Source organism: Zoogloea sp. GW822-FHT05C07, assembly GCF_058800215.1.
Genome location: NZ_CM179510.1, coordinates 3,253,873 through 3,280,804, shown reverse-complemented (window position 1 = coordinate 3,280,804; position 26,932 = coordinate 3,253,873). Strand labels below are relative to the sequence as shown.

The window sequence follows — 26,932 nt, the reverse complement described above, 5'->3', positions numbered from 1 at the left end:
TGGCCCGTCTCTTGCAAAGGACGAGTCAGCACCAACCAAACCCAAACTGTCCTAGGAGAATCCCTCATGAGCAAGATCGGTCTTTTTTACGGTAGCGAGACGGGCAACACCCGCAAGGTGGCCAAGTCCATCGTGAAAAAGCTCGGCGAAGATGTGGTCGAGCTGTTCAACGTGTCCAAGGCCACGGCCGACGATGTTGCCAAGTTCAGCTCCCTCATCCTGGCGACCCCGACCCTCGGTGACGGCGAGCTGGTGGACTCCTGGAAAGAGTTCTTCCCGACCTTCAAGGGCGTTGATCTGTCGGGCAAAACCGTCGCCATCTTCGGCTTCGGCGACCAGGACGCCTACGGCCACGAGTTCTGCGACGCGATGATCCTGCTGTACGACGCCGCCAAGGCCCAGGGCGCCACGATCATCGGCAGCTGGCCCACCGACGACTACGAGTTCTCCAAGTCCAAAGCGGTGGTGGACGGTGAATTCGTCGGCCTGGCCCTCGACAACGACAACCAGAAGGACCAGACGGAAGAGCGCGTCGACACCTGGCTGGATCAGGTCAAGTCGGAACTGCTTGGCTGATGGCTGCGCCCGCCTCTGTCGTAAACACGACAAACAGCGGGCGGGTGTCAGGCATGTCACAGGTCGGGGGCGTCCATGAGTGACGCCCCCGATACCTTTGGCGGCGCCCGCCTGATCTTCGCCCACAAGCATCCCACCAGCGCGCGGCTGCGCTTCGTGCGCTTCGAGCACGGCATGTGCGGCTTCATCCCCTTTCCCGCCGCGGCCAGCCTGTGCCCGGACGAAGAAATCCCGGAATCCCCGGTCGTCACGCTGCCGTCGGTCCATCTGGCGGAAGCCGAACGGCGCCTCGGCCTGCCCTCCGGCGGGCTCAAGATCGAACCGGAATTCCGCCAGTGCGTGGATGTCGGCGATGCCTGCGTCGAGGTCCACCTGGCCATGTTCACCGCCATGGACCCACCTTTCGAGACGATTGCCGGCGCCGGCGGACGCTTCGTGGCAATCACCGAAGCCCGCGGCTGCGCGCAGATCGAACTAGAACTGCTGCGCAAGGCCTACGAGGCCGTCCTCGGCGGCTGACCACCGCCCACCGGCCCGCCCGCGGCGGGCCGGCTCCCATCAAGCGGCGCGGGCCTTCAGGTGCGCCGCCAGCGCCGCATCCATCGTTGCCGCATGCAGGTCGAACCAGCCCGGCACCTGCTCACAGATATAGGCCTTGGCCATCATCGTCGAGCCCTTTTCAACCCGCTCGCGAAAACGCCGCAGATCGCCGAGCACGCGGCGGTGCTCGCCGGCATGCTCACCTTCGGCCGGAAAGGCGCTGCCGCGCATCCACGTCTCCTCGTTGGCGAAGTGCGTCTCGGTGTGCGCGCACAGCGCCGCAAAAGCCTCCACGAAGGCCGCACCAGTGGCCGCCCCGGCCGCATTCACCAGCGCCACGAACTCCCGGTGGGTGTCATCCATTTCCGCCAGGCCAAGCAGGTGGCGCTCGTCGGACCATTCCATCGCATTCTCCACGTCAAGATGCGCCGCCAGCCGGCGCTCCCGGTACGTCAGCGAAAAGCGTGCCGGGCGTGGCACCGAACTTGCTGCATGGACGCATCACCACCTGAAACCGGAGAAAATCCATGGAAGACATCGTCCAATACCAGCTCGGAGACGTGGTGTTCTGCCGCGAAGACCTGTTCAACGACGGCGGCCTGCCCGGCTATGAGGAAGGCGCGCTAATCGCCGCCGCCGGCACCCGCGGCGTGGTGGTCCAGTTCGGCCACGTGGAAGCCATGCCCAGCGAGGAGATCTACCTGGTGCGCTTCGAAGGCGAAGGCCAGGACCTCGGCCTGCCGATCGGCTGCCTGCCCGAGGAGCTGACCCAGGACGAGGCCGAGGCGGCCGAGCTGCGCGCAGCCCACTGAGCGGAGCCCTGCCGATGAAGATCGCCATTCCCGTAACGGGCGAGCAACACGTCGCCGGCCATGCCGGCCAGGCCCGCAACTGGCTGGTCTACGACTGCATCCCCGGCGCCGAGCTGCCGACGCCGCACGCCATCACGCTGGCCCGCGAGCAGGTGCTGCATCACTTCGAGGACGACGGCCCGCATCCGCTCGACGGCATCGAGGTGGTCATCGCCGCCAGCGCCGGCGACGGCTTTGTGCGCCACATGGCCAAGCGCGGCGCCGAGGTGCTGCTGACCGGCGAACAGCAGCCCGACGCGGCGCTGGCCCGCATCCTGGCCGGTGAAGCACTGCCCGACCCGCGTTTCGACATCACAACCACGCTCTGCAAGATCCGCGATCTATTCTCCCGGCATTGAACTCCCGAAGGGATGGCGGGTCTGTCACGTGCCTGCAACTACCGGGCCGTAGCCTGAGCCGGCCACCTATCCCAGGAGAATGTCATGTACCTGTCCCCGTCCGACATCCAGCAGACCCGTATCGCCACCCTCGACAACCTCCACGTCGCCTCCCGCGCGTGGGTCGAAGCCACCGAAAAGCTCGCCGACCTGGCCCTGCGCAACGGCCGCCAGCTGTTCGACGAAGGCCGCGAGCACCTGGAAGAGCTGGCCTCACGCAGCGAGATCTCTCTCGACGCGCTGCCCGTCGAGCGCCTGTCCGACTGGCGCGCCGACTCCGCCAACCTGGTCCGTGAGTACTTCGAGATCATCGGCGATGCGCACCAGTCGATCCTGAAGCTGGCCCGCGACCAGGTCGCCGTCTTCGACCAGGCCGTGAGCCGCCAGCTCGAACACGCCGCCCGCAGCGCCGACGCCAACGGCGAAGCCGCCATCGGCCACGTGAAGAAGGCCCTGCGCCAGGCCGAAGCCGGCTTCAACGAGCTGGCCGATGCGGCCGCCCGCGGCGCCGACCTGGTGGAGGAACAGGTCCGCCAGGTGTCGGACGCGCTGAACAGCGACGACGCGGACGACAGCGAGGCCAGCGGCGAAACCGCCGTCGCGCCGCGCAGCCGTCGCCGCAGCAGCGCGGAATAAGCCCGCCACCGCCGGCGGACCGGGCCGGTCCGTTGGCGGTAAAATCGGGATTCCCGGCGACGGGGCCAGGCGCCCTGCCGCCCGCCTTCACCACAGCCAGGAATCCCATGAGCACCGCATCCCTCTACCAGGCCCGTTACGGCAGCGCCGACGTCGCCGTACCGTCCGCCGGTTCCCCGATCATCGATCACCTGCTGGCCCACCGCTCGGTGCGCGCCTACCTGCCCGATCCGGTCAGCGACGACACCCTGGCCGCGATCATCGCCGCCGCCCAGTCCGCCGCCAGCTCGTCCAACCTGCACGCGTGGAGCGTCGTGGCGGTCCGCGATCCGGCCCGCAAGGCCCGCCTGGCCGAACTGGCCGGCGACCAGGAGCACATCCGCCAGGCCCCGCTGCTGCTGGTGTGGCTGGCCGACCTGGCCCGCCTGGAGGCCGTTGCGCAGAAAGTCGGCGAAACCCCGGCCGCGCTGGATTACCTGGAAATGTTCGAAGTGGGCGTCATCGATGCCGCGCTGGCGGCGCAGAACGCCGTCACCGCCGCCGAGTCCCTCGGCCTCGGCACTGTGTATATCGGCGCGATGCGCAACCGCCCGGAAGATGTGGCAGCCGAACTGCAGCTGCCGTCGAAGGTCGTCGCGATGTTCGGTCTATGCGTCGGCACGCCCGATCCGCAGCAGCCCGCGTCGGTCAAGCCGCGTCCGCTGCAGTCCGTCGTACTGCACCAGGAAATCTATTCCCTGCCCGCCCAGCAGAGCGGCCTGGCGTTCTACGACGACGCGATGAGCGCCTTTTACGCCAGCCAGGGCATGAAGGTGCGCGGCACCTGGTCCAACCATTCGAGCAAGCGCGTCCGCGATGCCGGCTCCCTGTCGGGCCGCGACCGCCTGGTGGAAGCCCTCAACACGCTGGGCTTCGCTCTGAAGTAAGCCCGCACGCGGCCAGGGAGCACGCTCTGTGGGGCGGGTTCATGCGCCCCCGGCCGTTTGCCCGAAATCCGCCGGTGGTGAATCCGCCGCGCCATGGATTGCACCGCCTGACAGCGAAAGCAAAGAGGCCCGGACACATGTCCGGGCCTCTCTCCATCTGCGTCAGACCGCCGTTCAGGCCGCCTTCTTCATCTGCTTCTGGTACAGGAACTCCAGGATCGCCCCACGGCATTCCGCGAAGTGCGGATCGTGGGCCAGTTGCAGGCGGTCCCGCGGCTTGGCCAGCTTCACTTCGAGGATCTCGCCGATGGTCGCCGCCGGGCCGTTGGTCATCATCACTACGCGGTCGGACAGCAGCACTGCCTCATCCACGTCGTGGGTCACCATCACCACGGTGGCGCCGGTCTTCTCCATCACGCCGATCAGCTCATCCTGCAGGGACGCGCGGGTCAGCGCGTCGAGGGCGCCGAAGGGCTCGTCCATCAGCAGGATCTTGGGCTCCATCGCGAAGGCACGGGCGATGCCGATGCGCTGCTTCATGCCGCCGGAGATCTCGTGCGGCATCTTCTGAGCCGCGTGGCTCATGTGCACCATCTCCAGCGCCGCGTTGGTGCGGGCCTTGAGCTTGTCCTTGCCCTCCTTGGTGCCGAAGACGCGCTCGACGGCCAGATGGACGTTCTCGAAGCAGGTCAGCCACGGCAGCAGCGAGTGGTTCTGGAAGACCACCGCCCGTTCCGGGCCGGGGCCGGCGATCTCGCGGCCGTTACAGATCATCGCGCCGGAGCTCGGCAGCGTGAGGCCGGCGATCAGGTTGAGCAGCGTGGATTTGCCGCAGCCCGAGTGGCCGATGAGGGACACCACCTCGCCCTGGCGGATCTGCAGATTGACGTTCTGCAGCGCGACGAAGCGACCTTTCTTGGTGTCGAAAGTCATGCCGACGTTTTCGACCTTGACGATTGCGTTCATGTGAGGACTCCTCGATCCGGGCCGGTTAGTTGTTGCCGTAGCTGAAGCGGCGGGCGATCAGCAGCAAGAATTGTTCGAGCACGAGGCCGACGATGCCGATCACGAAGATGGCGATGATGATGTGCTCGACCTTGAGGTTGTTCCACTCGTCCCACACCCAGAAGCCGATGCCGACGCCGCCGGTGAGCATTTCGGCGGCCACGATGACCAGCCAGGCGGTGCCGATGGACAGGCGGATGCCGGTCAGCATGTAGGGCAGCACGGACGGGAAAAGGATCTTGGTGATGATCTTGAACTCGGACAGGTTCAGCACCCGTGCCACGTTCAGGTAGTCCTGCGGCACGCGCTGCACACCCTGGGCGGTGTTGAGGATCATCGGCCAGATGGAGCAGATGAAGATGGTCCAGGTGGAGGCCGGGTCGGCGGCCTTGAAAACCATCAGGCCGATCGGCAGCCAGGCCAGCGGCGAGACCGGGCGCAGGATGCTGATGATCGGCTCGAGCATGCTGTTCATGAAGGCGAAGCGGCCGATGATGAAGCCCATCGGGATACCCACCAGCGCCGCCACGCCGAAGCCGACCGCAACCCGCTTGAGGGACGACAGGATGTTCCAGCCGATGCCCTGGTCATTCGGCCCGTTCTGGTAGAAGGGATCGGAAAAAAGCGTGATGGCGGCATCGAGGGTCTTTGCCGGGCCGGGAAAGTCGGCGGACTTCATCGCCACCATGGCCCACAAGCCGATGACGAAAGCAAAGCCGAGCAGCGGCGGCAGCACCACGCGCAGGAAGGCGGTACAGCGCTCGCCGAAGGAGGTAGTCGGTTCGGCAGGCTCGGCGGTCGGGGCATGGGCCACGGGTGCGGCAGCCATGGGGGCCTCCTGCTTGGCGGCGACGACATCGTCGCGCATGCCGGAAGCGGCTTCAGTGTCCGGTCCGACGCTCACCAGGCCGGAGGTAAGGGTTGCAGTGCTCATCTGGGTCTCCAGAATTCTGTAGGGGCGAATCGCTTCGCCCGCGGATGTGGATCGGCAGTGCTGGGCGAGCTCACTCGCCCCTACAGGTCAGGCGTGGATCTTGAAGCTGGCGGCGTACTTCTTCGGGTCCTTGCCGTCCCACACCACGCCGTCGATCAGCTTGGAGGTACGGAAATCGGACTTGGGCACCGGCACACCGACGATGCTGGCGGCCTGCTTGTACAGTTCGGTCTTGTTGATCGCCTTGGCGATCCCGAGGTAATCCACGTCCTGCTTGAGCAGGCCCCAGCGGCGGTGCTGGGTGAGGAACCACATGCCGTCGGACAGGTAGGGGAAATTCACCAGGCCGTCGTTGTAGAACTTCATGTAGTTCTTTTCGGACCAGCTCTTGCCGAGGCCGTTTTCGTACTGGCCGATCATGCGGCTGCGGATCACATCCACGTCGGTATTGACGTAGCTCTTGGCAGCCACGGTCTCGGCGGTCTTGGCGCGGTTGGCGGCGCTGGCGTCAATCCATTTGGAGGCTTCGAGGATCGCGCAGATCATCGCGCGGGCGGTGTTGGGGTACTTGGCAGCGAACTCGGCCGTGGCGCCCAGCACCTTTTCCGGGTGGTCGGTCCAGATGTCCTGGCTCGTCACCGCGGTGAAGCCGATCTTGTCCACGATCGCGCGCTGGTTCCACGGCTCGCCGACGCAGTAGCCGTCCATGTTGCCGACGCGCATATTGGCGACCATCTGCGGGGGCGGCACGACGATGTTCTTGACGTCTTTGAAGGGGTCGATGCCGTGGGCGGCCATCCAGTAGTACAGCCACATGGCGTGGGTACCGGTCGGGAAGGTCTGGGCGAAGGTGTATTCCTTCTCCTTCTTGGCGATGACCTTGGCCAGCGAAGCGCCATCCACAGCGCCCTTGTCCTTCAGCGCGTTGGACAGCGTGATCGCCTGGCCGTTGTTGTTGAGGGTCATCAGCACCGCCATGTCCTTCTTCGGACCGCCGATGCCCAGGTGCAGGCCGTAGATCAGACCGTACAGCACGTGGGCGGCGTGCAGCTCGCCGTTGGCCAGCTTGTCGCGCACACCGGCCCAGGAGGCTTCCTTGCTCGGGGTGATCTTGATGCCGTACTTCTTGTCGAAGCCCATCACGGAGGCCATCACCACCGAGGAACAGTCGGTCAGCGGGATGAACCCGATCTTCACTTCTTCCAGTTCCGGCTTGTCGGAACCCGCGGCCCATGCACCGCTCGTCGGAAGCATCGTCCCCATCGCTGCCACACCTCCAATAGTCGCGCCGGCCTTCAGAAAGCCGCGGCGGGAGAGAATCTTGTCGTCGAATTGCGCGCTCATCACATGCCCCTGATCCGCTTACCCAAAAAAAAGAGGCGTCACATCTCCCCGCGCAATTCGCGCTGGGGGGATGGACGCCTTTGTCCAAGTCTGATCGCCTGATCAAGCCGGGCCGCCGTTGGTCCGACTTCTGTCTGGATTAAGCGAGGACCGTGCCAATAACGGCAAATCATTGAACAAAAACAAAAAACCCAAAACGGACACAAAACTACCCCCTAAGAGGTATAAAAATCGCACTCCGCGGATGCACTTCCGCAGTGCAGCAATCGACCTGCCAGCACCATTCCGGCTCATTTCGAGGAAACATCGGGGAATCAGCAAGAAAAAGGGCGGCGACGCCTTCGCGCCACCGCCCTTTCAACATCAACGTCCGGCCGTGAACTACCCCATTCAGAGTAGCAGGTTGGCCATGTCGATCACGTCCTGGGCCACGTCGGCCACTTTGCGGCCGCGCTCCATCGCCAGCTTGCGCAGCGCGTGATAGGCCGCATCCTCGTCGAGCCCACGGGCCTTCATCAGCACGCCCTTGGCCTTGTCCACGACGATGCGCTCGCTCAGCTTGCGGGTCGCATCGTCCCGCTCGGCACGCAGATGCTGGAAGGCCTCGAACTGGGCAATGGCCACTTCGACCAGCGAATCGAGCCTTTCGGATGACACCGAATCAACGACATAGGAGGAAACGCCTGCCTTCACGGCCCGGCGGATCGCCGTCGAATCGGAGTCCTGCGAAAACAGCAGCACCGGGCGCGGACAGTCCCGGTTCATGATGGCCAGATGCTCCAGGGTGTCGCGGCTGGGGGAATCGGCCTGGATGAAGATCACGTCCGGCTTGGTAGCCAGGACCTGCTCGGACAGATCGAAAGCATTCGACAGCACCGCCGCCACCTGATGGCCGGCCAGCGCTACCGCTGCGCAGACGTCCGCGGCACGCTCGCGGGAGGAGTCGACTACAAGCACTCGAAGCATGAGAAAACACCCTGGAAAGACATAGCACTTTAAAGCATGAAGTGCGCCAGTGCGTAAGCGAATTCAATCATCCACAAAAACGAATCAACGCATGAAAGGGGAATGGACCCGCTTTTACAGAATAGGCGGTCCCCCGCTAGGCCGCCGCCCCGGCCGTGACGCCCCCTTTTACCAGGCAGTCGAGGATCAGCACCGACACATCATCGCCGGCCGACTGGCGCCCCAGATGGCGGTTCAGCGCCTCGCGCAAGCCCGCCACCCGCGACGCCCGCGGCGTGGTGCGCAGGGTCTGCTCCAGGCCCGCCCTGCCGAACGGCTGCCCCTGGCGGTTCTCGGCCTCGGTCAGGCCATCCGAACACAGCACGATCTGCGACTGGGCCTTCCAGCCGAAGGCCTCGCAGGCGATGTCCGCCTCGGCGGACGGCACGATGCCGAGAGGGAGCTGGCGCGACACGAAACGCTGCACCACGGCGCCACTGTCGTCGATCAGCAGCACGTCAGGCACGCCGCCGACCCAGATCTGCCCTTCCGGCGCGCCCGCCGCCAGCCGGACCAGGGCCGACGCGACGAAACGCCCCGCCGGAAGCAGTCCGCACAGCAAATCGTTGAGCTCCGTCACCAGGTTCGCCAACGGCGCGTTGCGCGCGGCGCCCCGGTAGAACGCGCCCAGCGCCGGCAGCACGCTCACCGCGGCGGCCAGCCCGTGCCCGGTGGCATCGGCCAGCATCGCGTACAGCGACCCGTCCGGCGCCCGCGCCACGGCCACCACGTCGCCGGAAAAGTTGCGCGCCGGCATCACCGCATACTGCACCGCGCTGTCGTGCAGCCAGTCGCTGCGGATCTGGCGCTCCATGATGCTCATCGCCAGTTCCTGCTCGCGCTCCGACTCGTCGTGGTAACGCTGCAGACGGGCCGCGTCCTCGGCCAGCTGGAGCTGGATGCGGCGCGCCTCGGAGACGTCGCGCACGACGCCGATGAACATGCGCCGGTTGGGCAGCTGGAGATCGGACATGCCGACCTCCATCGGAAAGGTCGTGCCACTCTTGCGCCGCCCCAGCATCTCGCGGATCTGGCCGCCGGTCTTCATCTGCCCGGACGACAGCAGGTTGGGAATGGACAACTCGGCGACGCCGAACTCGCCGTCCGACATCAGCATGCCAAGGGGCTGACCGATCATCTCCGACGACGAGTACCCGAAGATCTGGCTGGCCGCCCGGTTGACCGACAGGATGCGGCCACTGTCGTCGGCCGAGATGATGCCGTCGATGACCCCATTGGCCACCGCCCGGACCTGCTCCAGCGAACTCGCCAGCCGGCGCTGCATGTCGAGCAGGCGGCGCAGGGCCTTGAAACGCGCGGCAAACACCGGGAAGGACAGGGGTTTGGCCAGGTAATCGTCGGCACCGATGTCGAGGCCATGCACGATGTCGCCCTCGCCGCTGAGGGCCGACAGGATGATCACCGGCACCCAGCGGTCGCCGGCAATGCTGCGGATCTGACGGATCGCCTCGAAGCCGTCCATACGCGGCATCATCAGATCCATCAGCACCACGTCGGGCGATTCGCGCCGGAACAGCTCGACGGCCTCCACGCCGTCCTCGGCGTAAATGGGAATACAGTTCAGGTGGGCCAAGAAGGTGCCGACGATGCTCCTGTTCGACGCAATGTCATCCGCGACCAGCACGCGCAACGGTTTTTCTGCCATTCCAGAGTCTCTGCAGTTGGCGGACGATGCCCTTTCATCGGCATCCATCCGCAAATTCCATCCAGTAGGTATCAGACCAGTTCCTGGCCCTTGGCAACCGTGACCACCACCTGATTGCCCGGCGGCAGGTAGGTCAGACTCGCAAAGGCCAGCTGGCGGGACAGCGCGATGCCGCGCCCGTTGGGCGCAAAGGCGCGCTCCGGGTCAAAGTCGAGGAACTTGCGCCAGTCGAAGCCTTCGCCGTCGTCACGGATCTCGAACACCCAGCGACTGTCGTCGCTGCGCACGCGCAGGCGCACCACCTTGTCCCGGTTCTCCGGCAACGCCAACCGGCGGGCGATCTCCTCCTCCCAGCTGTCGTTCTCGCGCAGGCGGCTCTTCTCGGAGAACTCGATCCCCAGGTTGCCGTGCTCGACGCCATTCACCAGCAGCTCGGACAGGCCCATTGCCAACGTATCCGGCTGCGGGCCCAGCAGCGCGATGAAGGACGCCAGCACGCGCGCCTCTTCGAGGGTGCGGATGCGGAATTCACCTTCCTTGATGCAGCGGAAGGCTTGCGCCTGCTCGGCCAGGCTGGCCGTCAGTTCGCGGCGCACGCGCATGTCGTCGAGGGCGGAGCGGATGATGGTCTGCAGCGCCTCGCCCTCGAAAGGCTTGGTGAGGTAGTAGAAGGCGCCGGCGGCAAGCCCTTCGCGGACCTGCTCGGGCGAGGTCGCGGCGGTCTGCATGATGACAGGGATCGAGCGCAGGCGTTCGTCGCTCTTGATCAGGCGCAGCACGCTGATGCCGTCCATGCCCGGCATCATGCGGTCCAGCAGGACCAGGTCGAAGCGGGAATCGGACTGACTCAAGGCCTCCCAGGCCGCCTCGCCAGAATCCACCATCACCAGCTCGAAGCCCATTTCGTCGAGGTATTCGCCGACGATGTCCAGATTGAAGGGCTCGTCGTCTACGACCAGTATTCTTGCCTTGTTCATGTCTCTCTCTCTTTGGCCTCTGCCAACATCAGCCTGTCTTGTTCGGCCAACGGCAACGCAACGATGAATTCTGCACCGCCGGCCGAATTATTGCGCGCCCGGATGAATCCGCCATGAGCGGCGATGATTTCCTGGCAGATCGCCAGGCCCAGCCCCGTTCCGCCGGCCCCCGTGCGGGTCCGGCTGCTCTGCACGAACTTGTCGAAGACCGCCCCGAGTTCGCCCGCCGGGATGCCCACCCCCTCGTCGGACACGCAGAACACCAGTGCGGGGCCGTCTTTCGCTCCCGGCGCGCTAGCGCCGTCGGAGAGCCGGCCGACATGCAGGGACAGCAGGATACCCTTGCCCTCCGGCGTGAATTTGGCGGCGTTCGACAGCAGGTTCATCACCACCTGCCCCAGGCGCGCGGCGTCCCCGGTGACGCGTGGCAGCCCGGCGTCCCGCTCGACCCGGACATGCAGCGCGCGGGCCTGGAAGAGCGCCTCGAACTCCCGCAGTCCGTCCTGCACCACCCTGGACATGTCGATCGCTTGCAGGTTCAACACCATCCGCCCAGCCTCCAGCTTGGACAGATCGAGCAGATCGTTGAGCAGTAGCAGCAGGCGCTCGCCGCTGACCCGGATGCGATGGAAATAACCGCGCAGCTTCTCGTGCCCGGCCTGGGTGATGCGGCCTTCCCCAAGACGGGCATAGCTGAGCACGCCGTGCATCGGCGTGCGCAACTCGTGGGACATGTTGGCCAGGAACGCCGACTTGGCCTCGTTGGCGGCCTCGGCAGCCTCCTTGGCGGCCTGCAGATCCCGCGTGCGCGCCTCCACCAGCGTGGTCAGGTCGAGGTTGTGGTCGAGAATCTGCGCCTCGCGGGCCTTCACCTCGTCGATGTCGGTCTGCGTGCCGATCATGCGCAGCGCCCGCCCACTGTCGTTGCGCTCGACCACCAGGCCGCGCGCCATCACCCATTTGTACTTGCCGTTCCTGCAGCGCAGCCGCGCCTGGTGCGTGAAATAGGGTGTATCACCGCGCAGATGTGCATCGCGGGCCGCCAGCAGCCCCGACAAGTCCTCCGGATGGACCCGCCAGGCCCACTCCTTGCCGCTCTCCTCGGCCTCCTCCGCCCCATAGCCGAGCATGCTCAGCCAGCGCGGGGAGCGGAAGACCTTGCCGCTCGCGATGTTCCAGTCCCACACCCCGTCGCCGGCGCCGTCCAGCGCGAACTGCCAGCGGGCCTCGCTTTCGCGCAGGGCCAGTTCGGTCTCCTTGAGATCGGTGACGTCGCGGATCACCGCCAGCGCCCCGCCGGTGCGTACGGCCCGGAAGCGCGCCTCGAAATGGCGCTGCCGGCCCCCGCGGGCTGACGTGTATTCGACGCGCTGCAACAGCCCGCTGCGCGACGCGGCCTGGGCCGCCTCGGTGAAGCGGCGCGCCGTGTCCGGCGACAAGGATTCGTCCAGGCGTTTGCCGAGGAAGGCTTCGGGCGCCATCGACAGGGTCTCCCGGCTATCCGCGTGGTAACGCACGATGCGCATCTCGTTGTTGAGCTGGAACAGCATGTCCGGCATCGCGGCGATCAGCGATTCGTTGGTCGCGTGAGCCTCCTGGATGGCCTGCTGCTCGGCCTTGCGGGCCGTCACGTCCTCGACGATGACCCAGCGCTGGCCGTCACTGCCGCCCACCACGGTGGTCGTCATGAGCACCGGCACACGCCGGCCGTCCTTGCGCACGAACGCCGTCTCGCGGGCACGAGCCGCCCCTGCCTGACCGGCCTCAGCCGGCGAGTCGCACTCCAGCGCGACACCGGCGCGCAACTCTTCCTCGGTATGGCCGGTGATGCGGCAGAAGGCCGGGTTGGCCTGGAGGTAATGACCTCCGGCGTCGATCAGGGCCATGCCGAGGGACGCATGCTGGTAGAGCGCATCGAGCCGCGCGTGGGAGTCGACCACGGCCTGGCGGGCGCGGCGCAGCGCCGTGACGTCGGACGCGGCGCCGGCCGTCCGCAGCGGTTTTCCGGCCGCATCGAACTCGGCCTTGCCGGCCAGGTGGAACCAGCCGACGCTGCCATCGATGCGGGTGATCGGCACCACGCAGTCGAGCGCGCGGGCAGCGCGGATGAGCCCCCTGAAGGCCACGATGAAGTCATGCCGCCCCGAGGCCGACATGGACCGCAGAACGCCGCGCCCGCTACGCGGCAGGCCGCCTTCCGGGTAACCCAGCAGACGGTCGCAGCGTGGCGACAGGAAGATCTCGCGCCGGTCGGCCTGCCACTCCCAGATGCCTTCGTCCGTTGCCGACGCGGCCAGCTCGAAACGCTTCTCGCTGGCGCGCAGCTCCCGGGTCATGCCAGCGGCCAGCTCTTCGGCCCGCTTCTGCTGCCCGGCCAAACTCGCCACCACCAGGGCCAGCAGCAGGCTGGCGACACTCCCCCCGGCCGCGGCCAGCGTGGACGTCGCCCATTGCTCGGCCGACGGCGGCGCCATTATCGCCAGGCGCCAGTCACGTTCACCGAAGTGCACCTCCCGAACCGCCACCGGCGCGGCCTGCACACCATTGTCGTTCGCATAGACACGCACCGGGGTCGCCTCGGTGACGTCATCCACCACCAGGTCGTAACCGGCAATGGCTGCAGCCCGCAGATTGTCGAACATCGGTGTCACGGCGATGGCCAACACGACCAGCCCATCGGCCACCTCCCCGTCTCCCGCGCCGATCTCGTCGATCGGCCGGGCGGTCCGGTACAGCACGACACCGGGGACCGACTCGGCCGCATTCCTGCCCGTCAGTGTGGCAGGGGCGCTCATCGCCATCTCGCCGGACTTCAGCGTGGCATCCATGGCGCGCCGGCGCACCGGGTCGGCATAGGCATCCAGACCGATCACCTTGTCCGCCCGGTCGTTGAGCGGCCACAGATAAACCAGCGGAAAACTCAGGTGTCGCAAACGCGGATCGGGCTCTGGCAGCACCCGGGTCGGCTTGCCGTAGCTGGCCGACAGCAAGGCCTCGATGGCGGGAATGCGCGGCACTTCGACGCGCCGGGCGAAACCGACGCCCATGACCTCGGGCAGGGCTTCGGTCGGCTTCAGGCCGGCTACATAGGTCTCGAACTCACGCCGCTCGACGAGGTACTGGGCGGAGAACATCCCGGTGACCCCGCGCAGGATGAAATCGACCTTGCCGAAACGCTCCTTCAGCTGATGCTCGAGCCGGTCGGCGGCCGCCTCGTGGCGGGCCTGCTCGAGTTCCGCGTCCTGATCACACAGGTAGGACCAGCTCCATCCGGTGACCAGCAGCCCCACGCCCAGAACCAGGCCGAACCAGCGCCGCTCCGTACCCGGCAGGCTGCGCAGGTGGCGAAGAACGAACCGGATGCGACTCGGCGGGGTTACGGGTATCGGACTCATGACCCGCAGGTGTACGGCCTGCGGCCCCAAAGCTTGAGGCGCAGCCACGCCTCGTCACAATCAGCGGCAGCCGGCCTCGTCCTTGACGCCGAACTTGCGCAGGATGTTCTCCAACGGACAGAAACGCGTGAAGCCGCTCTGCAGCAGATTGGCGCCAACGAAGGCGGTGAACCAAAGGAAGTTGTGGCTGACGAAGAAGGGACTGCCCTCCACGCCGAGGCCGAGGGAGACGAGCACGAAGGTGCCGGCAAAAACCCGCACCCACTGGTTGATGTTCAGCTTCATGTTGGCTCTCCGCCGTGCGCGCCGCGTCCGTGGGTGGCGGCAAAGTACAGGACCGGGATGACGATCAGGGTCAGCAGCGTGGATACCAGCACGCCGAAGATCAGGCTGATCGCCAACCCGTTGAAGATCGGGTCGTCGAGGATGAACAGCGCGCCGATCATCGCCGCCAGGCCGGTCAGGCCGATCGGCTTGGCGCGCACGGCCGCCGCGTGGATGGTGGCCTCCGCCATCGGCACGCCGGCCGCCACCTGCTGGTCGATGAAATCCACCAGCAGGATCGAGTTGCGCACGATGATGCCGGCCAGCGCGATCATCCCGATCATGCTGGTGGCGGTGAACTGGCTGTGCAGCAGCGCGTGCCCCGGCATCACGCCAATGAGGGTCAGCGGGATCGGCGCCATGATGATCAGCGGCACCAGGTAGCTGCGGAACTGGGCCACCACCAGCACGTAGATCAGCACCAGGCCCACCGCGTAGGCGGCGCCCATGTCGCGGAAGGTTTCGTAGGTGATCTGCCATTCGCCGTCCCACTTGATGGCGTAAGCCGCGTAGGGGTCGTCCGGCTGATGGATAAACCACTCGTCGAGGGTGCCGGCGAGGCGCTCGCCGACCAGCGGCAGGTCCTTCACGCGGCTGCGGATGTCGAACATGCCGTACAGCGGCGAATCCAGCTTGCCGCCCATGTCGCCGGTCACATAGACCACCGGCAGTAGATCCTTGTGGTAGATCACCTGCTCCCGCCGCGTCGGCTCCACCTGCACCAGCTCCGACACCGGCACCAGCGCGCCGCCGGCCTCCGCTGCGCGGGCTCGGACACGCATCTGCAGGATCTGCTCGATGCCCGAAAGGTCTTCCGACGGCAGTGTCAGGCGCACCGGAATTTCGTACTTGTTGTCGCCGCCATGCACCGGCGTGACGTTCTCGCCGCCGAGGCCCAGGCGCACCACCTCGACGATGTCGGCCTGGGCCACGCCGAGCTGGGCCGCCTTGGCCTGGTTGACGCGCAGCACCAGCTTGGGAGCCGCCTCATCCACCGTGTCGTCCACGCCGACAATGTCCGCGCTGGCCTCGAAGGCCTGGCGCAGCTTGCCGGCCACCGCCACCTGCCCGGCGTAATCGGGGCCGTACACCTCGGCGACGATCGGCGACAGCACCGGCGGACCCGGCGGCACCTCCACCACCTTGGCGTTGCCGCCGTGCTTCCTGGCGATGGCGGCCACCGTGTCGCGCACGCTCACTGCGATCTCGTGGCTCTGCCGGCTGCGGTGATGCTTGTCCACCAGGTTCACCTGGATGTCGCCCATCTCCGGCTGGGCACGCAGGTAGTACTGGCGGACCAGGCCGTTGAAATTGATCGGCGACGCGGTGCCGGCGTAAGCCTGGAAATCGGTGACCTCATCGACCTTGGCCAGCTCGGCACCGATTTCACGCAACACCTCGGCAGTGGCCTCGACCGGCGTACCGACCGGCATGTCGAGGACCACCTGAAACTCGCTCTTGTTGTCGAAGGGCAGCATCTTCAGCACGACCAACTGCACCACGGCCAGCGACACCGACAGGGCGATCGCCAGCACCACGCCGAACCACAGCTTGGCGCGTGCGCGGCCGCCACGGACCGGATCGAGCAGCGGCGTCATCAGGCGGCGGAACAGGGCTTCGAGGCGGCGGGTGAGGCGGTCGGAGCCGTGGTCCGGCGGCGTTTGCGCGTCCTCGGCCTCGGGAGAGGCGTGCCCGCCCTCCATCAGCTTGCCGGCCAGCCACGGCGTCACCACGAAGGCCACCGCCAGCGAGATGAACATGCCCATCGACGCGTTGATCGGGATCGGGCTCATGTAGGGGCCCATCAGGCCACTGACGAAGGCCATCGGCAACAGTGCGGCGATGACCGTGAACGTGGCCAGGATGGTCGGCCCGCCGACCTCGTCCACCGCCTTCGGGATCAGCTGCCACAGCGGCTTGCCTGGCTCAAGGGCGTGCCAGCGGTGGATGTTCTCGACGACCACGATGGCGTCGTCCACCAGGATACCGATGGAAAAGATCAGCGCGAACAGGCTGACCCGGTTGAGCGTGAAGCCCCAGGCCCAGGACGCGAACAGCGTCGCCGCCAGGGTCAGGGTCACCGCCGCGCCGACGATCAGCGCCTCGCGCTTGCCCAGCGCAAAGAACACCAGCAGCACCACCGCCGAGGTTGCGAAGACCAGCTTGCCGATCAGCTTGTCGGCCTTCTCGGTGGCCGTCGCGCCGTAGTTGCGGGCGATCGTCACCTCGACGCCGTCCGGCACGATGCTACCTTTCAAGGCCTCCATGCGGCGGATCACGCCGTCGGCCACGTCGGCAGCGTTTTCGCCGGGTTTCTTGGAGATCGACAAGGTCACCGCCGGGAAGCGCTCACCGGCCGCCGCTGCGCCAGCCGGCGCGCCCTTGCCGAGGCCGTGCCACACATAGCGGGACGGCTGGTCCGGCCCGTCGAGCACCGTCGCCACGTCGGCCACATGCACCGGCTTGCCGCCGGACACGCCAACCACCAGCCGCCGCACGTCGGCGGCGCTTTCCACGTAGGTGCCGGTCTGCACCAGCACCTCCTGGTTGGCGCGGGTCAGCACGCCGCTCGGCTGGGACGCATTGGCGAGCAGCAGCGCGCCCTTCAGGTCCTGCGGCGTGATGCCGAAGGCGTTCATCCGCCCCACGTCGAGCAGAACCCGCAGCACGTGGCCGGGGCCACCGATGGTGCTGACGTCGCGAGTGCCCTTGACGCGCTTGAGCTCGACCTCCACCGCCCGCGCCACCTGCTGCAGGTCAAAGGCCGAACGGGCCTCATCCCGCGTCCATAGCGTGAGGGCGACGATCGGCACGTCGTCGATGCCCTTCGGCTTGACGATCGGCTCGGCCACGCCGAGCTCGGGGGAAATCCAGTCCCGGTGGCTGTGGATGGTGTCGTACAGGCGCACGATGGCGTCCTGGTTCTTCACGCCGACCTTGAACTGCACGGTGATCACCGCCATGCCCGGGCGCGACACCGAGAACACGTGGTCCATGCCAGCGATGCGCGACAGCACCTGCTCCGCCGGCCGCGCGACGAGGGCCTCCACATCCTTCGCCGAGGCGCCGGGAAAGGCCACCATCACGTCAGCCATCGTCACGTCGATCTGCGGTTCTTCCTCCTTCGGCGTGATCAGCGCGGCGAACACGCCGAGCAGCATCAGCACCAAGGCCAGCAGGGGTGTGAGGGCGTTGCGCTGGAACAGCGCCGCAAGACGTCCGGCGATACCCATCATGGCTCAGCGCCCCTTCCGGGTCAGGCCGGCACGCACCGGGTCGAGGGCCACGCTCTCGCCGCCGGCAAGGCCGGCCAGCACTTCGACGCTGCCGTCGTCCAACGCATTGCCGAGGCGCAGCTGGCGCAGGCTGAAACCGCCCTTGCCATCCGCCACGTAGATGCCGGTCAGCTCGCCGCGACGCAGCACCGCCGCCGCCGGCACCGCCAAGCGAGGCGCCTCGCCAACCGCGAAATGCACGCGCGCCGCCATGCCCGGCACCACGCCAGCCACCTCGGCCGGCAGATTCACTCGCACGCGGGCGGTATGGGTGCGCGGGTCGGCCGCCGGCAGCACGACGACGGACACCGCGTCCAGCCAGCGCCCGGACTCAGGAAACTCGACCCGTGCCTTCATGCCCGCCTTGGCCAGGTCAGCCAGCCGGGCCTGGGGTACGTCGGCCACCGCGCGCAGGCCACCCGGCTCATAGACGATCAGCAGCGGGCGCCCCGGCTGGGCCATCTCACCCGCCTCGGTGAGGCGCTGGGCGACGACGCCACTCAGCGGCGAGGTAACGGTGGCAAAACCGCGGGAGGCGTCAGCCTGCGCACGCCCGGCTTCGGCAGCCTTCTGCTGGGCCAGCGCCGCGTCGTAGGCGGCCTGGGCCTGGTCGAGGGCCGCGGCGCTGACGAAGTTGCGCGCCTTCAGGCTGCGGGCCCGCTCCAGGCCCAGGCGGGCGTCGCCAAGCCGGGCCTGGGCGGCCGCCACGTTGGCAGCAGCACCCGCCACCGCCTGGTCCGCCTCGCGGGTGTCGATGCGCATCAGCACCTCGCCCTGGCGCACGCGCGCACCGGCGTCCACCCTGGCCTCCAGCACCCGCCCCTGAACCTGGGACGCAACGGTGGCCTGGCGGACCGCCTCGATGACGGCCTCGCTTGCATAGGTGCTGGCGCGGGCCAGCGCACGGACCTGGACGGTGGGAACGGCGTCCGCACCATCAGCCGCCAACAGCGGCCCATGGACGAACACGAGGGCGGCCAGCAGGCCGGTACGCAAGGCTGAAAGGTATCGGGACATAAATATTAGAATAATCTAATATTTTAAAGCGTCAAGACCCTGCGGGCTCCCGTTGGGGGTAAATTCACGGATTCTCGGCAGACCGGCTAGAGTCTGCGGGCGAGTATGTCTATTCGCCCCGGCAGACAAACCTGCTCCGCTCGCCGGTGTTTCAGGCCCCGGCCGAATACGCCGCCATCGCACGCACGACGCCGTCGTCCTCGCCGACCGCCGCCACCAGTTCGATGTGGCAATCCGGATGGCGTGCCCGGGCCGCTTCCACCAGAACCGGCACGTCGCGCTTGAGGTGGCCGCCCTGGGCCAGGAACAGCGGCACGATGCGCAGGCTGCGCGCCCCGGCGGCCACCGCCGCCTCCACCGCATCGGCCAGCGTCGGCTCCATCAGTTCGAGGAAGGCCACCGTCACCTGCACGTCCGGCCGCAGGGCTTGCACCCCGGCCGCCACGCGGCGGGCCGGCGCCGCCCATTCCGGGTCCCGCGCCCCATGGGCGAACAATACGATTGCTTCCTGCGTCATCTTCCGCTCCTGCCTGTTTGCGTCAAAACTGATGTAGCCATGTTCGATGTTAATCCACGCAGCAGGTGGAACATGGTCAAATCGCGACCCCACTGCGTTCCCGCTCCGCCATGTTCATTCCGCCCCGCCTCCGGCACGCCGCTGCCACCCTCGTCCTGCTGACCTGCGGCAGCATCCCCGCCCTTGCCGAACTGCGCCCCGAATCCGTTCCCGGCGGCGTCGCGTCCATCCTCGTCGCCGAGGCCGGCGCGCCGCGCCCGGAAGTCCGCTACGCCGGCCATCCGGTGCTCCTGCAGCAGCGCCGGGAAGGCTGGTACGCGCTGGTCGGCCTGTCCCTCGACACGCCGGTCGGCGACCAGTACCTGGAGCTCGGCCCGGACAGCACCCGGCAAACCCTGCCCTTCCACGTGGCCGCCAAGGCCTACCCGGTGCAACGGCTGACGATCAAGAACCCGAAGATGGTCACCCCCGACGACGAGGACCTGGACCGCATCAACGCCGAGCGGGACCGCCAGATCAGCGTCCGCAGCCAGTTCCGCGACGTGGTGGTGCCGCGTACGGACCTCGCACTGCCGGCCACTGGCCGCCTGTCCAGCCGCTTCGGCCTGCGCCGGGTCTTCAACGGCGAGCCGCGCGCACCGCACACCGGGCTGGACGTCGCAGTACCCACCGGCACCGCCGTGCGCGCCCCCGCCGACGGCGTGGTGACGCTGGTGGACGACTTCTACTTCAACGGCAAAACGGTTTTCGTGGACCACGGCCAGGGCTTCGTCAGCATGGTCTGCCATCTGGACAAGGCCGGCGTTCAACTCGGCCAGGCTGTGCGCCGCGGCGAGGTGCTGGGCCAGTCCGGCAGCAGCGGCCGCGCCACCGGCCCGCACCTGCACTGGAGCGTTTATCTGAACGGCGCGGCGGTCGATCCGGCACTGTTCATCGGGCCGCCGCCAGCCCGTTGAGCACCCGCGCGGCGGCGAACAGGCCGACGCTGGCGGTCACAGTCACCACCGAGCCGAAGCCGGCACAGTTGAGGCCGGCCGGCCCGCCCACCGACACCTCGCAGGCCACGTCGGACGACGGGTAGCGCAGCGGCTCGGTGGAGAAGACCGCCTCCACGCTGAACTTCTTCTTCGGGTCGCGGGCAAAGCCGTGGCCCTTGCGCAATTGCCCGCGCACCTTGGCCAGGAGCGGGTCCTGGATGGTCCGTGATAGATCGTCCACGCGGATCTGCGTCGGGTCGATCTGCCCGCCGGCGGCGCCACAGGTGATCACCGGCACACCGGCGCGCCGGCAAAAGGCGATCATCGCCACCTTCACGCGCACCACGTCGATGGCATCCACCACGTAGTCGAAGCCGGCGCCGAGCAGCTCGGCGGTGTTGTCGACGGTCACGAAATCATCCACCACATCCACCCGGCAAGCCGGGTTGTAGCCGGCGATGCGCTCGCGCATGGCCTCCACCTTGGCCTGGCCGAGGGTCGCGTCCGAGGCGTGGATCTGGCGGTTGATATTGGATTCGGCCACATGGTCCAGATCGATCAGCGTCAGCGCGCCAATGCCGCTGCGGGCCAGCCCTTCGGCCACCCACGAACCGACGCCGCCGATCCCCACCACGCAGACCCGCGCCGCCGCCAGCCGGGCGCGTCCGGCTCCGCCATACAGGCGGGCCAGGCCGCCAAAGCGGCGGGAATCGTCGGAGGTGTCGAGATCGGTCGTGTCCATGGTGCGTAAATCCGGTTCGGGCGCGCAAATATACCCGACGGGGCCATAATCCCGGCTCCTTGCCGCTCATCACGCCTCCACGCCCATGCCCCGCTATACCCACATCCTGTTCGACCTCGACGGCACCCTCATTGATTCCGCGCCGGCGATCCTGGCCAGCTTCCGCGACGCCTTCGCCCAGGTGGGTATCAGCCCGGTCGTCGCCATCGACGAGAGCATCATCGGCCCGCCGCTGCTGGAAACCCTGCAGCAGCTCAGCGGCAGCACCGACGCAGCGCTGATCGCCCGCCTCGCCGACGGCTTCAAGGCTAGCTACGACAGCGAGGGCTACAAACAGACCGCCGCCTACGCCGGCGTCGGCGCGATGCTCGAGACCCTGAAGGACGCCGGCCTGTCCCTGTCCATCGCCACCAACAAGCGCATCCACCCCACCCGCCTGATCCTCGCCCACCTGGGCTGGCTCGATCATTTCGACCACATCTACGCGCTGGACCTGTTCGAACCGCACCTGCCCACCAAGGCCGCGATGATCGCCCGCCTGCTGGCCGACCATGAATTGCCGAAGGAAAGCGCCATCTACATCGGCGACCGCAGCGAGGACGGCGAATCGGCGGATGCCAACGAGCTGCCCTTCATCGCCGCCACCTGGGGTTACGGCAGCATCTCGCCCGCGGACATGCCAGCCCACTGGCAGGCGGCCGCAACGCCCGCCGAAATGGCGCAAGAGCTCATGAATCACAGCTAGTGCAGCAGTGCACGGAGGCGCCGGGATTCCCGTGGCATGATCTTGCTTTTCACTGAATTACCCACACTGGGACACCCGCTTTCGCCATGAAGACGCCACAAAACAGGAATAAAACCCTAATCGCCCTGGCCATCCTGACGGGCGCGAGCACCCTCTCCTGTCTCCCCGCCGAGGCGGGACGCTTCGGCGGTGGACGCAGCCTGGGCCACACGACCTCCCATCACGGCACGGTGCATGAATCGTCGCACCTGCCCGAGGCACCGACCACGGCGGCCCATCCGGCTCACGACACGCCGACGCCCGGCTACGTGCTCCGCCACCCGCCGCTGGACCTGCCGGCGCAGCCGGCCCCGGCCGTCCGGTACACAGCGGACGACGCATCGTTCGCACGCTCCGCCAATACCCTGCTGCGGCAGTCGCGCCTCGACGATCTCCGCTTCCAGCGCATGCTCGCCAAGCACAGCCGCAGTGGTGAGCCGCGGCCAACCACGGCCGCATATTCCGAGACGACCACGGGCAACGCCGCCGGCCCGCGCCAGCCCCCGGCCGAACCGGTCCCCCGCGTGGCCGACCCGCGGTTCTCCCAGCTCACCGAAACCGCCGCCAAGCCGGAAACCCCGTGCGAGATCAAATCGGTCATGAGCGACGCGGACTACGTCGCCTGCGGCGCAACGCCGCCCCGCTTCCCGTCCTGGCACTGATCGGGGGAATTGCCCCCGCTTCGCCCCGCTGTTCCCGCCCCTCGACGGCCTGCGTACGCGTACCATTCGCCTCCTAATTCCCTGGAGCGTCGATGAAAGCCGTGATCCTCGCGGGTGGTCTGGGCACCCGCATCAGCGAAGAAACCGTCAATCGACCGAAGCCGATGATCGGCATCGGCGGTCGCCCCATCCTGTGGCACATCATGAAGATCTATTCCAGCCATGGAATCCACGACTTCGTGATCTGCTGCGGCTACATGGGCTACGTGATCAAGGAATACTTCGCCAACTATTTCCTGCACATGTCGGACGTCACCTTCGACATGACCCACAACCGCATGGAAATCCATGAACGCCACGCGGAACCCTGGCGGGTGACCCTGGTGGACACCGGCGAGGCCACCCAGACCGGCAGCCGCCTGGCACGGGTGCGCCAGTACGTGGAGGATGAGGAAGCCTTCTGCTTCACCTACGGCGACGGCGTGGCCGATATCGACATCACCGCGGAACTCGCCTTCCACAAGAGCCACGGCAAGCTCGCCACGGTAGCCGCGGTGCAGCCGCCGGGCCGCTTCGGCGCGCTCAAGATCAAGACGGACGGCAGCGTCAGCGCCTTCGTCGAGAAGCCCCTCGGCGATGGCGGCTCCATCAACGGCGGCTTCTTCGTCCTGTCCCCCAAGGTGCTCGACTACATCGCCGAAGGCGACCAGACGGTCTTCGAAGGCCCGGTGCTCAATCAGCTGATCAGCCGCAAGCAACTGGCCGCCTACCCGCACAACGGCTTCTGGCGCCCGATGGACACGCTGCGCGACAAGACCCTTCTCGAAGAGCTGTGGAACAGCGGCACCGCCCCATGGAAAACCTGGTGAATCCCGCCTTCTGGCGCGGCCGGCGGGTCTTCCTCACCGGCCACACCGGTTTCAAGGGCAGCTGGCTGGCCCTGTGGCTGCAGCAGCTGGGGGCCGACGTGCATGGTTTCGCGCTCGCCCCGAGTACCAGCCCTGCCCTGTTCGATGTCGCCGGCGTTGCCCGCGGCATGCACGCCACGTTCGGCGACATCCGGGATCTTGCCGCCGTGCAAGCCGCCATGGCCGCCGCGCGGCCGGACATCGTCCTCCACCTGGCCGCCCAGGCGCTGGTCCCCCACTCCTACGCGGAGCCGGTGGAGACCTTCGCCACCAACGCCATGGGCACCGTGCATGTGCTGGAGGCCTGCCGCCACCAGCCCGGCCTCGAGGCCGTGGTGGTGATCAGCAGCGACAAGTGCTACGAGAACCGGGAACAGCTGTGGGGCTACCGGGAGAACGATCCGATGGGCGGCCACGACCCCTACTCGGCCAGCAAGGGCTGCACCGAGCTCGTCGTGTCGGCCTACCGGCGCTCCTTCCTCGCCGAGGCCGGCATTCCGCTGGCCAGCGCGCGAGCCGGCAACGTCATCGGCGGCGGCGACTGGACCTCCAGCCGCCTCGTCCCCGACGTACTGCGGGCCTTCGCCGCCGGCGAAGCGGTGGTCCTGCGCAACCCCACGGCCATCCGCCCGTGGCAGCATGTGCTCGAACCCCTGTCGGGCTACCTGCTGCTGGCCCAGCGCTTGGTCGAACAGGGGCAGGCCTATGCCGACGGGTGGAACTTCGGCCCCGACGACAGCGACGCCCGGACCGTCGCCTGGGTAGTGGAACGCCTGGCCAGCGGCTGGGGCCCGGACGCCCGGTGGACCGCCGCCAGCACGCCCCAGGTGCACGAAGCCCACACCCTCAAGCTCGACTGCAGCAAGGCCCACGTCTGTCTGGGCTGGCATCCGCGCTGGCGCGCCGACGAAGCCGTCGCCCGCAGCCTCGCCTGGTATCAAGCTTGGCGCAGCGGTGCCGACATGTACCGCTTCACCCTCGACGAGATCGCCGCTTTCGGCAACGCCCCATGAGCCTCATCCGCAAGACCCTCACCGCCGGCAGCGACGGTCGCCTGCAACTCGATCTGGCGGCCCATCCCGAACTCGCCGGCCAGGAACTCGAGATCATCGTCCGCCCGGCCCGTGCCCAGGCATCCGCCACCGGCTGGCGCCCCGGCATCGACGCCGTCCCACCGTCCGGCAAGGTCGTCGGCGACGCCGAAAAGGACGCGATGATCGACGCGGCGCTGGACGCCTGGCTCACCACCGGCCGCTTCAACGACGCCTTCGAGGCACGCCTGGCCGCCTTCGTCGGCACGAGCTACGCCCTCACCGTCAATTCCGGCTCGTCGGCCAACCTGGTGGCGTTCTCGACCCTCACCTCGCCCAAGCTCGGCGAGCGGGCCATCCAGCCGGGCGACGAGGTCATCACCGTTGCCGCCGGCTTCCCGACCACCGTCAATCCGATCATCCAGAACGGCGCCGTACCGGTTTTCGTGGACGCCACGTTGCCCGGCTACAACATCGACGTGTCGATGCTGGAGGCGGCCCTGTCGCCGTGGACCAAGGCGATCATGATCGCCCACACGCTGGGCAACCCCTTCGACCTGACCGCCGTCTGTGCCTTTGCCGAGGCCCACGGCCTATGGCTGGTGGAAGACTGCTGCGACGCCCTCGGCTCCACCTGGCACGGCCGCAAGGTCGGCACCTTCGGCCACCTGGCCACCCTGTCCTTCTACCCGGCCCACCACATCACGATGGGCGAAGGCGGCGCAGTGCTGACCTGCGACCCGACGCTGCGCCAGATTGCCGAATCCTTCCGCGACTGGGGCCGCGACTGCTGGTGCAAGCCCGGCTGCGACAACACCTGCGGCAAGCGCTTCGGCTGGCAACTGGGCACCCTGCCGCAGGGCTACGACCACAAGTACACCTACAGCCACATCGGCTACAACCTGAAGATCACCGACATGCAGGCTGCCTGCGGCCTGGCCCAGCTGGACCGGCTGGAGGACTTCATCGCGGCGCGCAAACGCAACTTCGCGCACCTCACCGCGGCGCTGGACGACGCCCGTGACTTCCTCGTGCTGCCCGAAGCCACGCCGGGCAGCGATCCGTCGTGGTTCGGCTACCCGATCACGCTGCGCCCCGAAGCCGGGGTCAATCGCGTGGACCTGCTCCAGTATCTGGACCAGCACAAGATCGGCACCCGCCTGCTGTTCGCCGGCAACCTGACCCGCCAGCCCTCGATGGCCGGGCGCAATTACCGCGTCGTCGGCGATCTGCCGGTGGCCGACCGCATCATGCGGGACACCTTCTGGATCGGCGTATGGCCGGGGCTCACCGACGAGATGCTGAACTACACGGCCGGGCACCTGCGGCGCTTCGTCGGCGCCGATTTCGACTAGCCCGCCGATGGCCGTCCCGCCTTCCCTCGCCGGCATCGCCGACCTCGCGACGCCGGTCCGTGACGATCTCGCCGAAGCCCTCGGGCACCTCGGCACGCCGCTCAGCGCCCCGCTCCGGAATGCGCAGCTGCTGATCACTGGCGGCACCGGCTTTCTCGGCTCGTGGCTGGTGGACCTGCTGCTGGCGCTGAATGCCCGCGACCAACTCGGGCTACACCTCACGCTGCTGACGCGGGATACCCGCGCCACGGCAGCGCGGCGCCCCGACTGGGCCCGCAGCCCGCAGATCACGCTGACGGAAGGGGACGTGCGCCGTTTCCAGCTGCCCGGCGCGTGCTTCACCCACGTGGTCCACGGGGCGACCGACGTCGGCCGGCCGGGCATCCGCCCATGGGACCTGGTGGACGCCATCACGGCGGGCAGCCGCCACGTCATCGAGACCGCCGCTGCCGCTGGCGCCACCCGCTACCTGTACTTCAGCTCCGGCGCCGTAGTCGGCACACCGGCCAGCCCCGGCCCGGTCCCCGAAGACAGCCCCTCCGCCCCGCCGGTAAATGACCCGGGTGGCTACAGCGGCGCCAAGCGCTTCGCCGAGCAGTTGCACCTGCTGGGCAGCGCCGAATACGGCTTCGAACTGGTGATCGCCCGCGGCTTCGCTTTCACCGGCCCGCGCATGCCTTTCGACAAGTTCGCCATCGGCAACTTCATCCGCGACGTCCTCCAAGGTACTGCGCCACGCCTCAATTCGGGCGGCACGCCGGTCCGCTCCTATCTCTACGCCGCCGACGCCGCCGAATGGCTCGTCACGCTGCTGGCGCGCGGCCGCGCCGGCCGCATCTACAACGTCGGTGCGGATGAAGCGCTGTCGATACGGGAACTCGCCGCCCGGGTCAGCAGGGTCCTGGGCGGACCTCCGCCGATCGCGCCCGAACCCCAGCCCCACGAAGCCGCCGGCTGGTACGTGCCCGACATCCGGCGGGCCCGCGACGAACTCGGCCTGGCGCCGGCGACGCCGCTGGATGAGGCCATTCGCCGCACGGCTCGCTGGGCCCTCGAATCGGGCACCGTAAGCCGGCCCTGACGGCCT

General features: G+C 67.6%; 26 protein-coding genes. 13 read left to right on the top strand and 13 right to left on the bottom strand.

Annotated elements, in window-relative coordinates:
• The first annotated feature begins 66 nt into the window (after positions 1–66).
• Both AC3QL2_RS15310 and AC3QL2_RS15305 read left to right on the top strand, forming a co-directional pair.
• Positions 67–576 (top strand): flavodoxin, encoded by a 510-nt coding sequence (locus AC3QL2_RS15310; protein ID WP_493231286.1) that lies wholly within the window; start codon positions 67–69, stop codon positions 574–576.
• 75 nt (positions 577–651) lie between these two features.
• Positions 652–1,095 (top strand): hypothetical protein, encoded by a 444-nt coding sequence (locus AC3QL2_RS15305; protein WP_493231285.1) that lies wholly within the window; start codon positions 652–654, stop codon positions 1,093–1,095.
• Positions 1,096–1,134: 39 nt separating this feature from the next.
• On the opposite strand, the gene AC3QL2_RS15300 is transcribed toward AC3QL2_RS15305, so the two are convergent.
• A complete protein-coding gene (locus AC3QL2_RS15300) occupies positions 1,135–1,521 on the bottom strand; it encodes a hemerythrin domain-containing protein (RefSeq protein WP_493231283.1) in 387 nt (128 codons plus the stop codon).
• Positions 1,522–1,643: 122 nt separating this feature from the next.
• On the opposite strand from AC3QL2_RS15300, the gene AC3QL2_RS15295 reads away from it, so the two are divergent.
• From AC3QL2_RS15295 to AC3QL2_RS15280, 4 genes are all read left to right on the top strand, one after another.
• Entirely contained in the window at positions 1,644–1,928 is a 285-nt protein-coding gene (locus AC3QL2_RS15295; protein ID WP_481117363.1) for a nitrogen fixation protein NifZ, read from the top strand.
• A gap of 14 nt (positions 1,929–1,942) precedes the next feature.
• Positions 1,943–2,326 carry a NifB/NifX family molybdenum-iron cluster-binding protein gene (locus tag AC3QL2_RS15290; RefSeq protein WP_493231281.1) on the top strand — a complete coding sequence of 128 codons (384 nt, stop codon included), beginning with the start codon at positions 1,943–1,945 and terminating at the stop codon, positions 2,324–2,326.
• A gap of 84 nt (positions 2,327–2,410) precedes the next feature.
• Entirely contained in the window at positions 2,411–3,001 is a 591-nt protein-coding gene (locus tag AC3QL2_RS15285; RefSeq protein WP_493231280.1) for a hypothetical protein, read from the top strand.
• Between the two features lie 107 nt (positions 3,002–3,108).
• The gene (locus AC3QL2_RS15280) at positions 3,109–3,927 is read left to right on the top strand and encodes an NADPH-dependent oxidoreductase (RefSeq protein WP_493231279.1); all 819 of its coding nucleotides are present in this window, start codon (positions 3,109–3,111) and stop codon (positions 3,925–3,927) included.
• 174 nt (positions 3,928–4,101) lie between these two features.
• Here AC3QL2_RS15280 and AC3QL2_RS15275 read toward each other — a convergent pair whose 3' ends face one another.
• The 11 genes from AC3QL2_RS15275 to AC3QL2_RS15225 form a co-directional block, all read right to left on the bottom strand.
• Positions 4,102–4,893, bottom strand: coding sequence for an ABC transporter ATP-binding protein (locus AC3QL2_RS15275; protein ID WP_493231277.1), 792 nt, complete (start codon positions 4,891–4,893; stop codon positions 4,102–4,104).
• A gap of 25 nt (positions 4,894–4,918) precedes the next feature.
• Positions 4,919–5,866: a nitrate ABC transporter permease gene (gene ntrB / locus AC3QL2_RS15270; protein ID WP_493231275.1), complete on the bottom strand. Its 948-nt coding sequence runs from the start codon at positions 5,864–5,866 to the stop codon at positions 4,919–4,921.
• An 87-nt stretch (positions 5,867–5,953) separates the two neighbouring features.
• Positions 5,954–7,210 (bottom strand): CmpA/NrtA family ABC transporter substrate-binding protein, encoded by a 1,257-nt coding sequence (locus AC3QL2_RS15265; protein ID WP_493231273.1) that lies wholly within the window; start codon positions 7,208–7,210, stop codon positions 5,954–5,956.
• Between the two features lie 390 nt (positions 7,211–7,600).
• On the bottom strand, positions 7,601–8,176 hold the full coding sequence (locus AC3QL2_RS15260; RefSeq protein WP_493231272.1) for an ANTAR domain-containing response regulator: 576 nt from the start codon (positions 8,174–8,176) through the stop codon (positions 7,601–7,603).
• Between the two features lie 136 nt (positions 8,177–8,312).
• Positions 8,313–9,881: a SpoIIE family protein phosphatase gene (locus AC3QL2_RS15255; protein ID WP_493231271.1), complete on the bottom strand. Its 1,569-nt coding sequence runs from the start codon at positions 9,879–9,881 to the stop codon at positions 8,313–8,315.
• A 71-nt stretch (positions 9,882–9,952) separates the two neighbouring features.
• Positions 9,953–10,858: a response regulator gene (locus AC3QL2_RS15250; protein WP_493231269.1), complete on the bottom strand. Its 906-nt coding sequence runs from the start codon at positions 10,856–10,858 to the stop codon at positions 9,953–9,955.
• Complete coding sequence (locus AC3QL2_RS15245; protein ID WP_493231268.1) at positions 10,855–14,253, bottom strand: PAS domain-containing protein; 3,399 nt, start codon at positions 14,251–14,253, stop codon at positions 10,855–10,857. The genes AC3QL2_RS15250 and AC3QL2_RS15245 overlap by 4 nt, the downstream gene beginning before the upstream one ends.
• A gap of 60 nt (positions 14,254–14,313) precedes the next feature.
• Entirely contained in the window at positions 14,314–14,538 is a 225-nt protein-coding gene (locus AC3QL2_RS15240) for a YgaP family membrane protein (protein ID WP_493231266.1), read from the bottom strand.
• On the bottom strand, positions 14,535–17,813 hold the full coding sequence (locus AC3QL2_RS15235) for an efflux RND transporter permease subunit (RefSeq protein ID WP_493231264.1): 3,279 nt from the start codon (positions 17,811–17,813) through the stop codon (positions 14,535–14,537). The genes AC3QL2_RS15240 and AC3QL2_RS15235 overlap by 4 nt, the downstream gene beginning before the upstream one ends.
• Positions 17,814–17,816: 3 nt before the next feature.
• Positions 17,817–18,869, bottom strand: a complete 1,053-nt coding sequence (locus tag AC3QL2_RS15230; RefSeq protein WP_493231263.1) for an efflux RND transporter periplasmic adaptor subunit — start codon at positions 18,867–18,869, stop codon at positions 17,817–17,819.
• 151 nt (positions 18,870–19,020) lie between these two features.
• Entirely contained in the window at positions 19,021–19,386 is a 366-nt protein-coding gene (locus AC3QL2_RS15225; protein WP_493231261.1) for a sirohydrochlorin chelatase, read from the bottom strand.
• 110 nt (positions 19,387–19,496) lie between these two features.
• On the opposite strand from AC3QL2_RS15225, the gene AC3QL2_RS15220 reads away from it, so the two are divergent.
• Positions 19,497–20,342 (top strand): peptidoglycan DD-metalloendopeptidase family protein, encoded by an 846-nt coding sequence (locus AC3QL2_RS15220; RefSeq protein ID WP_493231259.1) that lies wholly within the window; start codon positions 19,497–19,499, stop codon positions 20,340–20,342.
• Here AC3QL2_RS15220 and tcdA read toward each other — a convergent pair.
• Positions 20,317–21,105, bottom strand: coding sequence for a tRNA cyclic N6-threonylcarbamoyladenosine(37) synthase TcdA (gene tcdA, locus AC3QL2_RS15215; RefSeq protein ID WP_493231257.1), 789 nt, complete (start codon positions 21,103–21,105; stop codon positions 20,317–20,319). The two genes, AC3QL2_RS15220 and tcdA, sit on opposite strands and share 26 nt — an antisense overlap.
• Before the next feature lie 85 nt (positions 21,106–21,190).
• Here tcdA and AC3QL2_RS15210 point away from each other — a divergent pair, with 85 nt between their 5' ends.
• From AC3QL2_RS15210 to AC3QL2_RS15185, 6 genes are all read left to right on the top strand, one after another.
• Entirely contained in the window at positions 21,191–21,850 is a 660-nt protein-coding gene (locus AC3QL2_RS15210; protein ID WP_493231255.1) for an HAD family hydrolase, read from the top strand.
• A gap of 86 nt (positions 21,851–21,936) precedes the next feature.
• On the top strand, positions 21,937–22,551 hold the full coding sequence (locus tag AC3QL2_RS15205; protein WP_493231253.1) for a hypothetical protein: 615 nt from the start codon (positions 21,937–21,939) through the stop codon (positions 22,549–22,551).
• A gap of 92 nt (positions 22,552–22,643) precedes the next feature.
• Positions 22,644–23,420, top strand: coding sequence for a glucose-1-phosphate cytidylyltransferase (rfbF, locus tag AC3QL2_RS15200; RefSeq protein ID WP_493231252.1), 777 nt, complete (start codon positions 22,644–22,646; stop codon positions 23,418–23,420).
• Complete coding sequence (gene rfbG, locus AC3QL2_RS15195) at positions 23,417–24,472, top strand: CDP-glucose 4,6-dehydratase (RefSeq protein WP_493231250.1); 1,056 nt, start codon at positions 23,417–23,419, stop codon at positions 24,470–24,472. The genes rfbF and rfbG overlap by 4 nt, the downstream gene beginning before the upstream one ends.
• The gene (rfbH, locus tag AC3QL2_RS15190; protein WP_493231248.1) at positions 24,469–25,845 is read left to right on the top strand and encodes a lipopolysaccharide biosynthesis protein RfbH; all 1,377 of its coding nucleotides are present in this window, start codon (positions 24,469–24,471) and stop codon (positions 25,843–25,845) included. The genes rfbG and rfbH overlap by 4 nt, the downstream gene beginning before the upstream one ends.
• 7 nt (positions 25,846–25,852) lie before the next feature.
• Positions 25,853–26,926 (top strand): NAD-dependent epimerase/dehydratase family protein, encoded by a 1,074-nt coding sequence (locus AC3QL2_RS15185; protein ID WP_493231247.1) that lies wholly within the window; start codon positions 25,853–25,855, stop codon positions 26,924–26,926.
• Positions 26,927–26,932 lie beyond the last annotated feature (6 nt).

Bases quoted from the DNA above. Each gene is read 5' to 3' on its own strand.
- AC3QL2_RS15260 (WP_493231272.1), bottom strand. From the start codon at position 8,176: ATGCTTCGAGTGCTTGTAGTCGACTCCTCCCGCGAGCGTGCCGCGGAC.
- rfbH (WP_493231248.1), top strand. From the start codon at position 24,469: ATGAGCCTCATCCGCAAGACCCTCACCGCCGGCAGCGACGGTCGCCTG.
- AC3QL2_RS15210 (WP_493231255.1), top strand. From the start codon at position 21,191: ATGCCCCGCTATACCCACATCCTGTTCGACCTCGACGGCACCCTCATT.
- AC3QL2_RS15305 (WP_493231285.1), top strand. From the start codon at position 652: ATGAGTGACGCCCCCGATACCTTTGGCGGCGCCCGCCTGATCTTCGCC.
- AC3QL2_RS15300 (WP_493231283.1), bottom strand. From the start codon at position 1,521: ATGGAATGGTCCGACGAGCGCCACCTGCTTGGCCTGGCGGAAATGGAT.
- AC3QL2_RS15280 (WP_493231279.1), top strand. From the start codon at position 3,109: ATGAGCACCGCATCCCTCTACCAGGCCCGTTACGGCAGCGCCGACGTC.
- AC3QL2_RS15275 (WP_493231277.1), bottom strand. From the start codon at position 4,893: ATGAACGCAATCGTCAAGGTCGAAAACGTCGGCATGACTTTCGACACC.
- AC3QL2_RS15255 (WP_493231271.1), bottom strand. From the start codon at position 9,881: ATGGCAGAAAAACCGTTGCGCGTGCTGGTCGCGGATGACATTGCGTCG.
- AC3QL2_RS15290 (WP_493231281.1), top strand. From the start codon at position 1,943: ATGAAGATCGCCATTCCCGTAACGGGCGAGCAACACGTCGCCGGCCAT.
- AC3QL2_RS15310 (WP_493231286.1), top strand. From the start codon at position 67: ATGAGCAAGATCGGTCTTTTTTACGGTAGCGAGACGGGCAACACCCGC.
- AC3QL2_RS15185 (WP_493231247.1), top strand. From the start codon at position 25,853: ATGGCCGTCCCGCCTTCCCTCGCCGGCATCGCCGACCTCGCGACGCCG.
- AC3QL2_RS15235 (WP_493231264.1), bottom strand. From the start codon at position 17,813: ATGATGGGTATCGCCGGACGTCTTGCGGCGCTGTTCCAGCGCAACGCC.
- AC3QL2_RS15245 (WP_493231268.1), bottom strand. From the start codon at position 14,253: ATGAGTCCGATACCCGTAACCCCGCCGAGTCGCATCCGGTTCGTTCTT.
- rfbF (WP_493231252.1), top strand. From the start codon at position 22,644: ATGAAAGCCGTGATCCTCGCGGGTGGTCTGGGCACCCGCATCAGCGAA.
- AC3QL2_RS15285 (WP_493231280.1), top strand. From the start codon at position 2,411: ATGTACCTGTCCCCGTCCGACATCCAGCAGACCCGTATCGCCACCCTC.
- AC3QL2_RS15250 (WP_493231269.1), bottom strand. From the start codon at position 10,858: ATGAACAAGGCAAGAATACTGGTCGTAGACGACGAGCCCTTCAATCTG.
- tcdA (WP_493231257.1), bottom strand. From the start codon at position 21,105: ATGGACACGACCGATCTCGACACCTCCGACGATTCCCGCCGCTTTGGC.
- AC3QL2_RS15265 (WP_493231273.1), bottom strand. From the start codon at position 7,210: ATGAGCGCGCAATTCGACGACAAGATTCTCTCCCGCCGCGGCTTTCTG.
- ntrB (WP_493231275.1), bottom strand. From the start codon at position 5,866: ATGAGCACTGCAACCCTTACCTCCGGCCTGGTGAGCGTCGGACCGGAC.
- AC3QL2_RS15205 (WP_493231253.1), top strand. From the start codon at position 21,937: ATGAAGACGCCACAAAACAGGAATAAAACCCTAATCGCCCTGGCCATC.
- AC3QL2_RS15220 (WP_493231259.1), top strand. From the start codon at position 19,497: ATGTTCATTCCGCCCCGCCTCCGGCACGCCGCTGCCACCCTCGTCCTG.
- AC3QL2_RS15230 (WP_493231263.1), bottom strand. From the start codon at position 18,869: ATGTCCCGATACCTTTCAGCCTTGCGTACCGGCCTGCTGGCCGCCCTC.
- AC3QL2_RS15295 (WP_481117363.1), top strand. From the start codon at position 1,644: ATGGAAGACATCGTCCAATACCAGCTCGGAGACGTGGTGTTCTGCCGC.
- AC3QL2_RS15240 (WP_493231266.1), bottom strand. From the start codon at position 14,538: ATGAAGCTGAACATCAACCAGTGGGTGCGGGTTTTTGCCGGCACCTTC.
- AC3QL2_RS15225 (WP_493231261.1), bottom strand. From the start codon at position 19,386: ATGACGCAGGAAGCAATCGTATTGTTCGCCCATGGGGCGCGGGACCCG.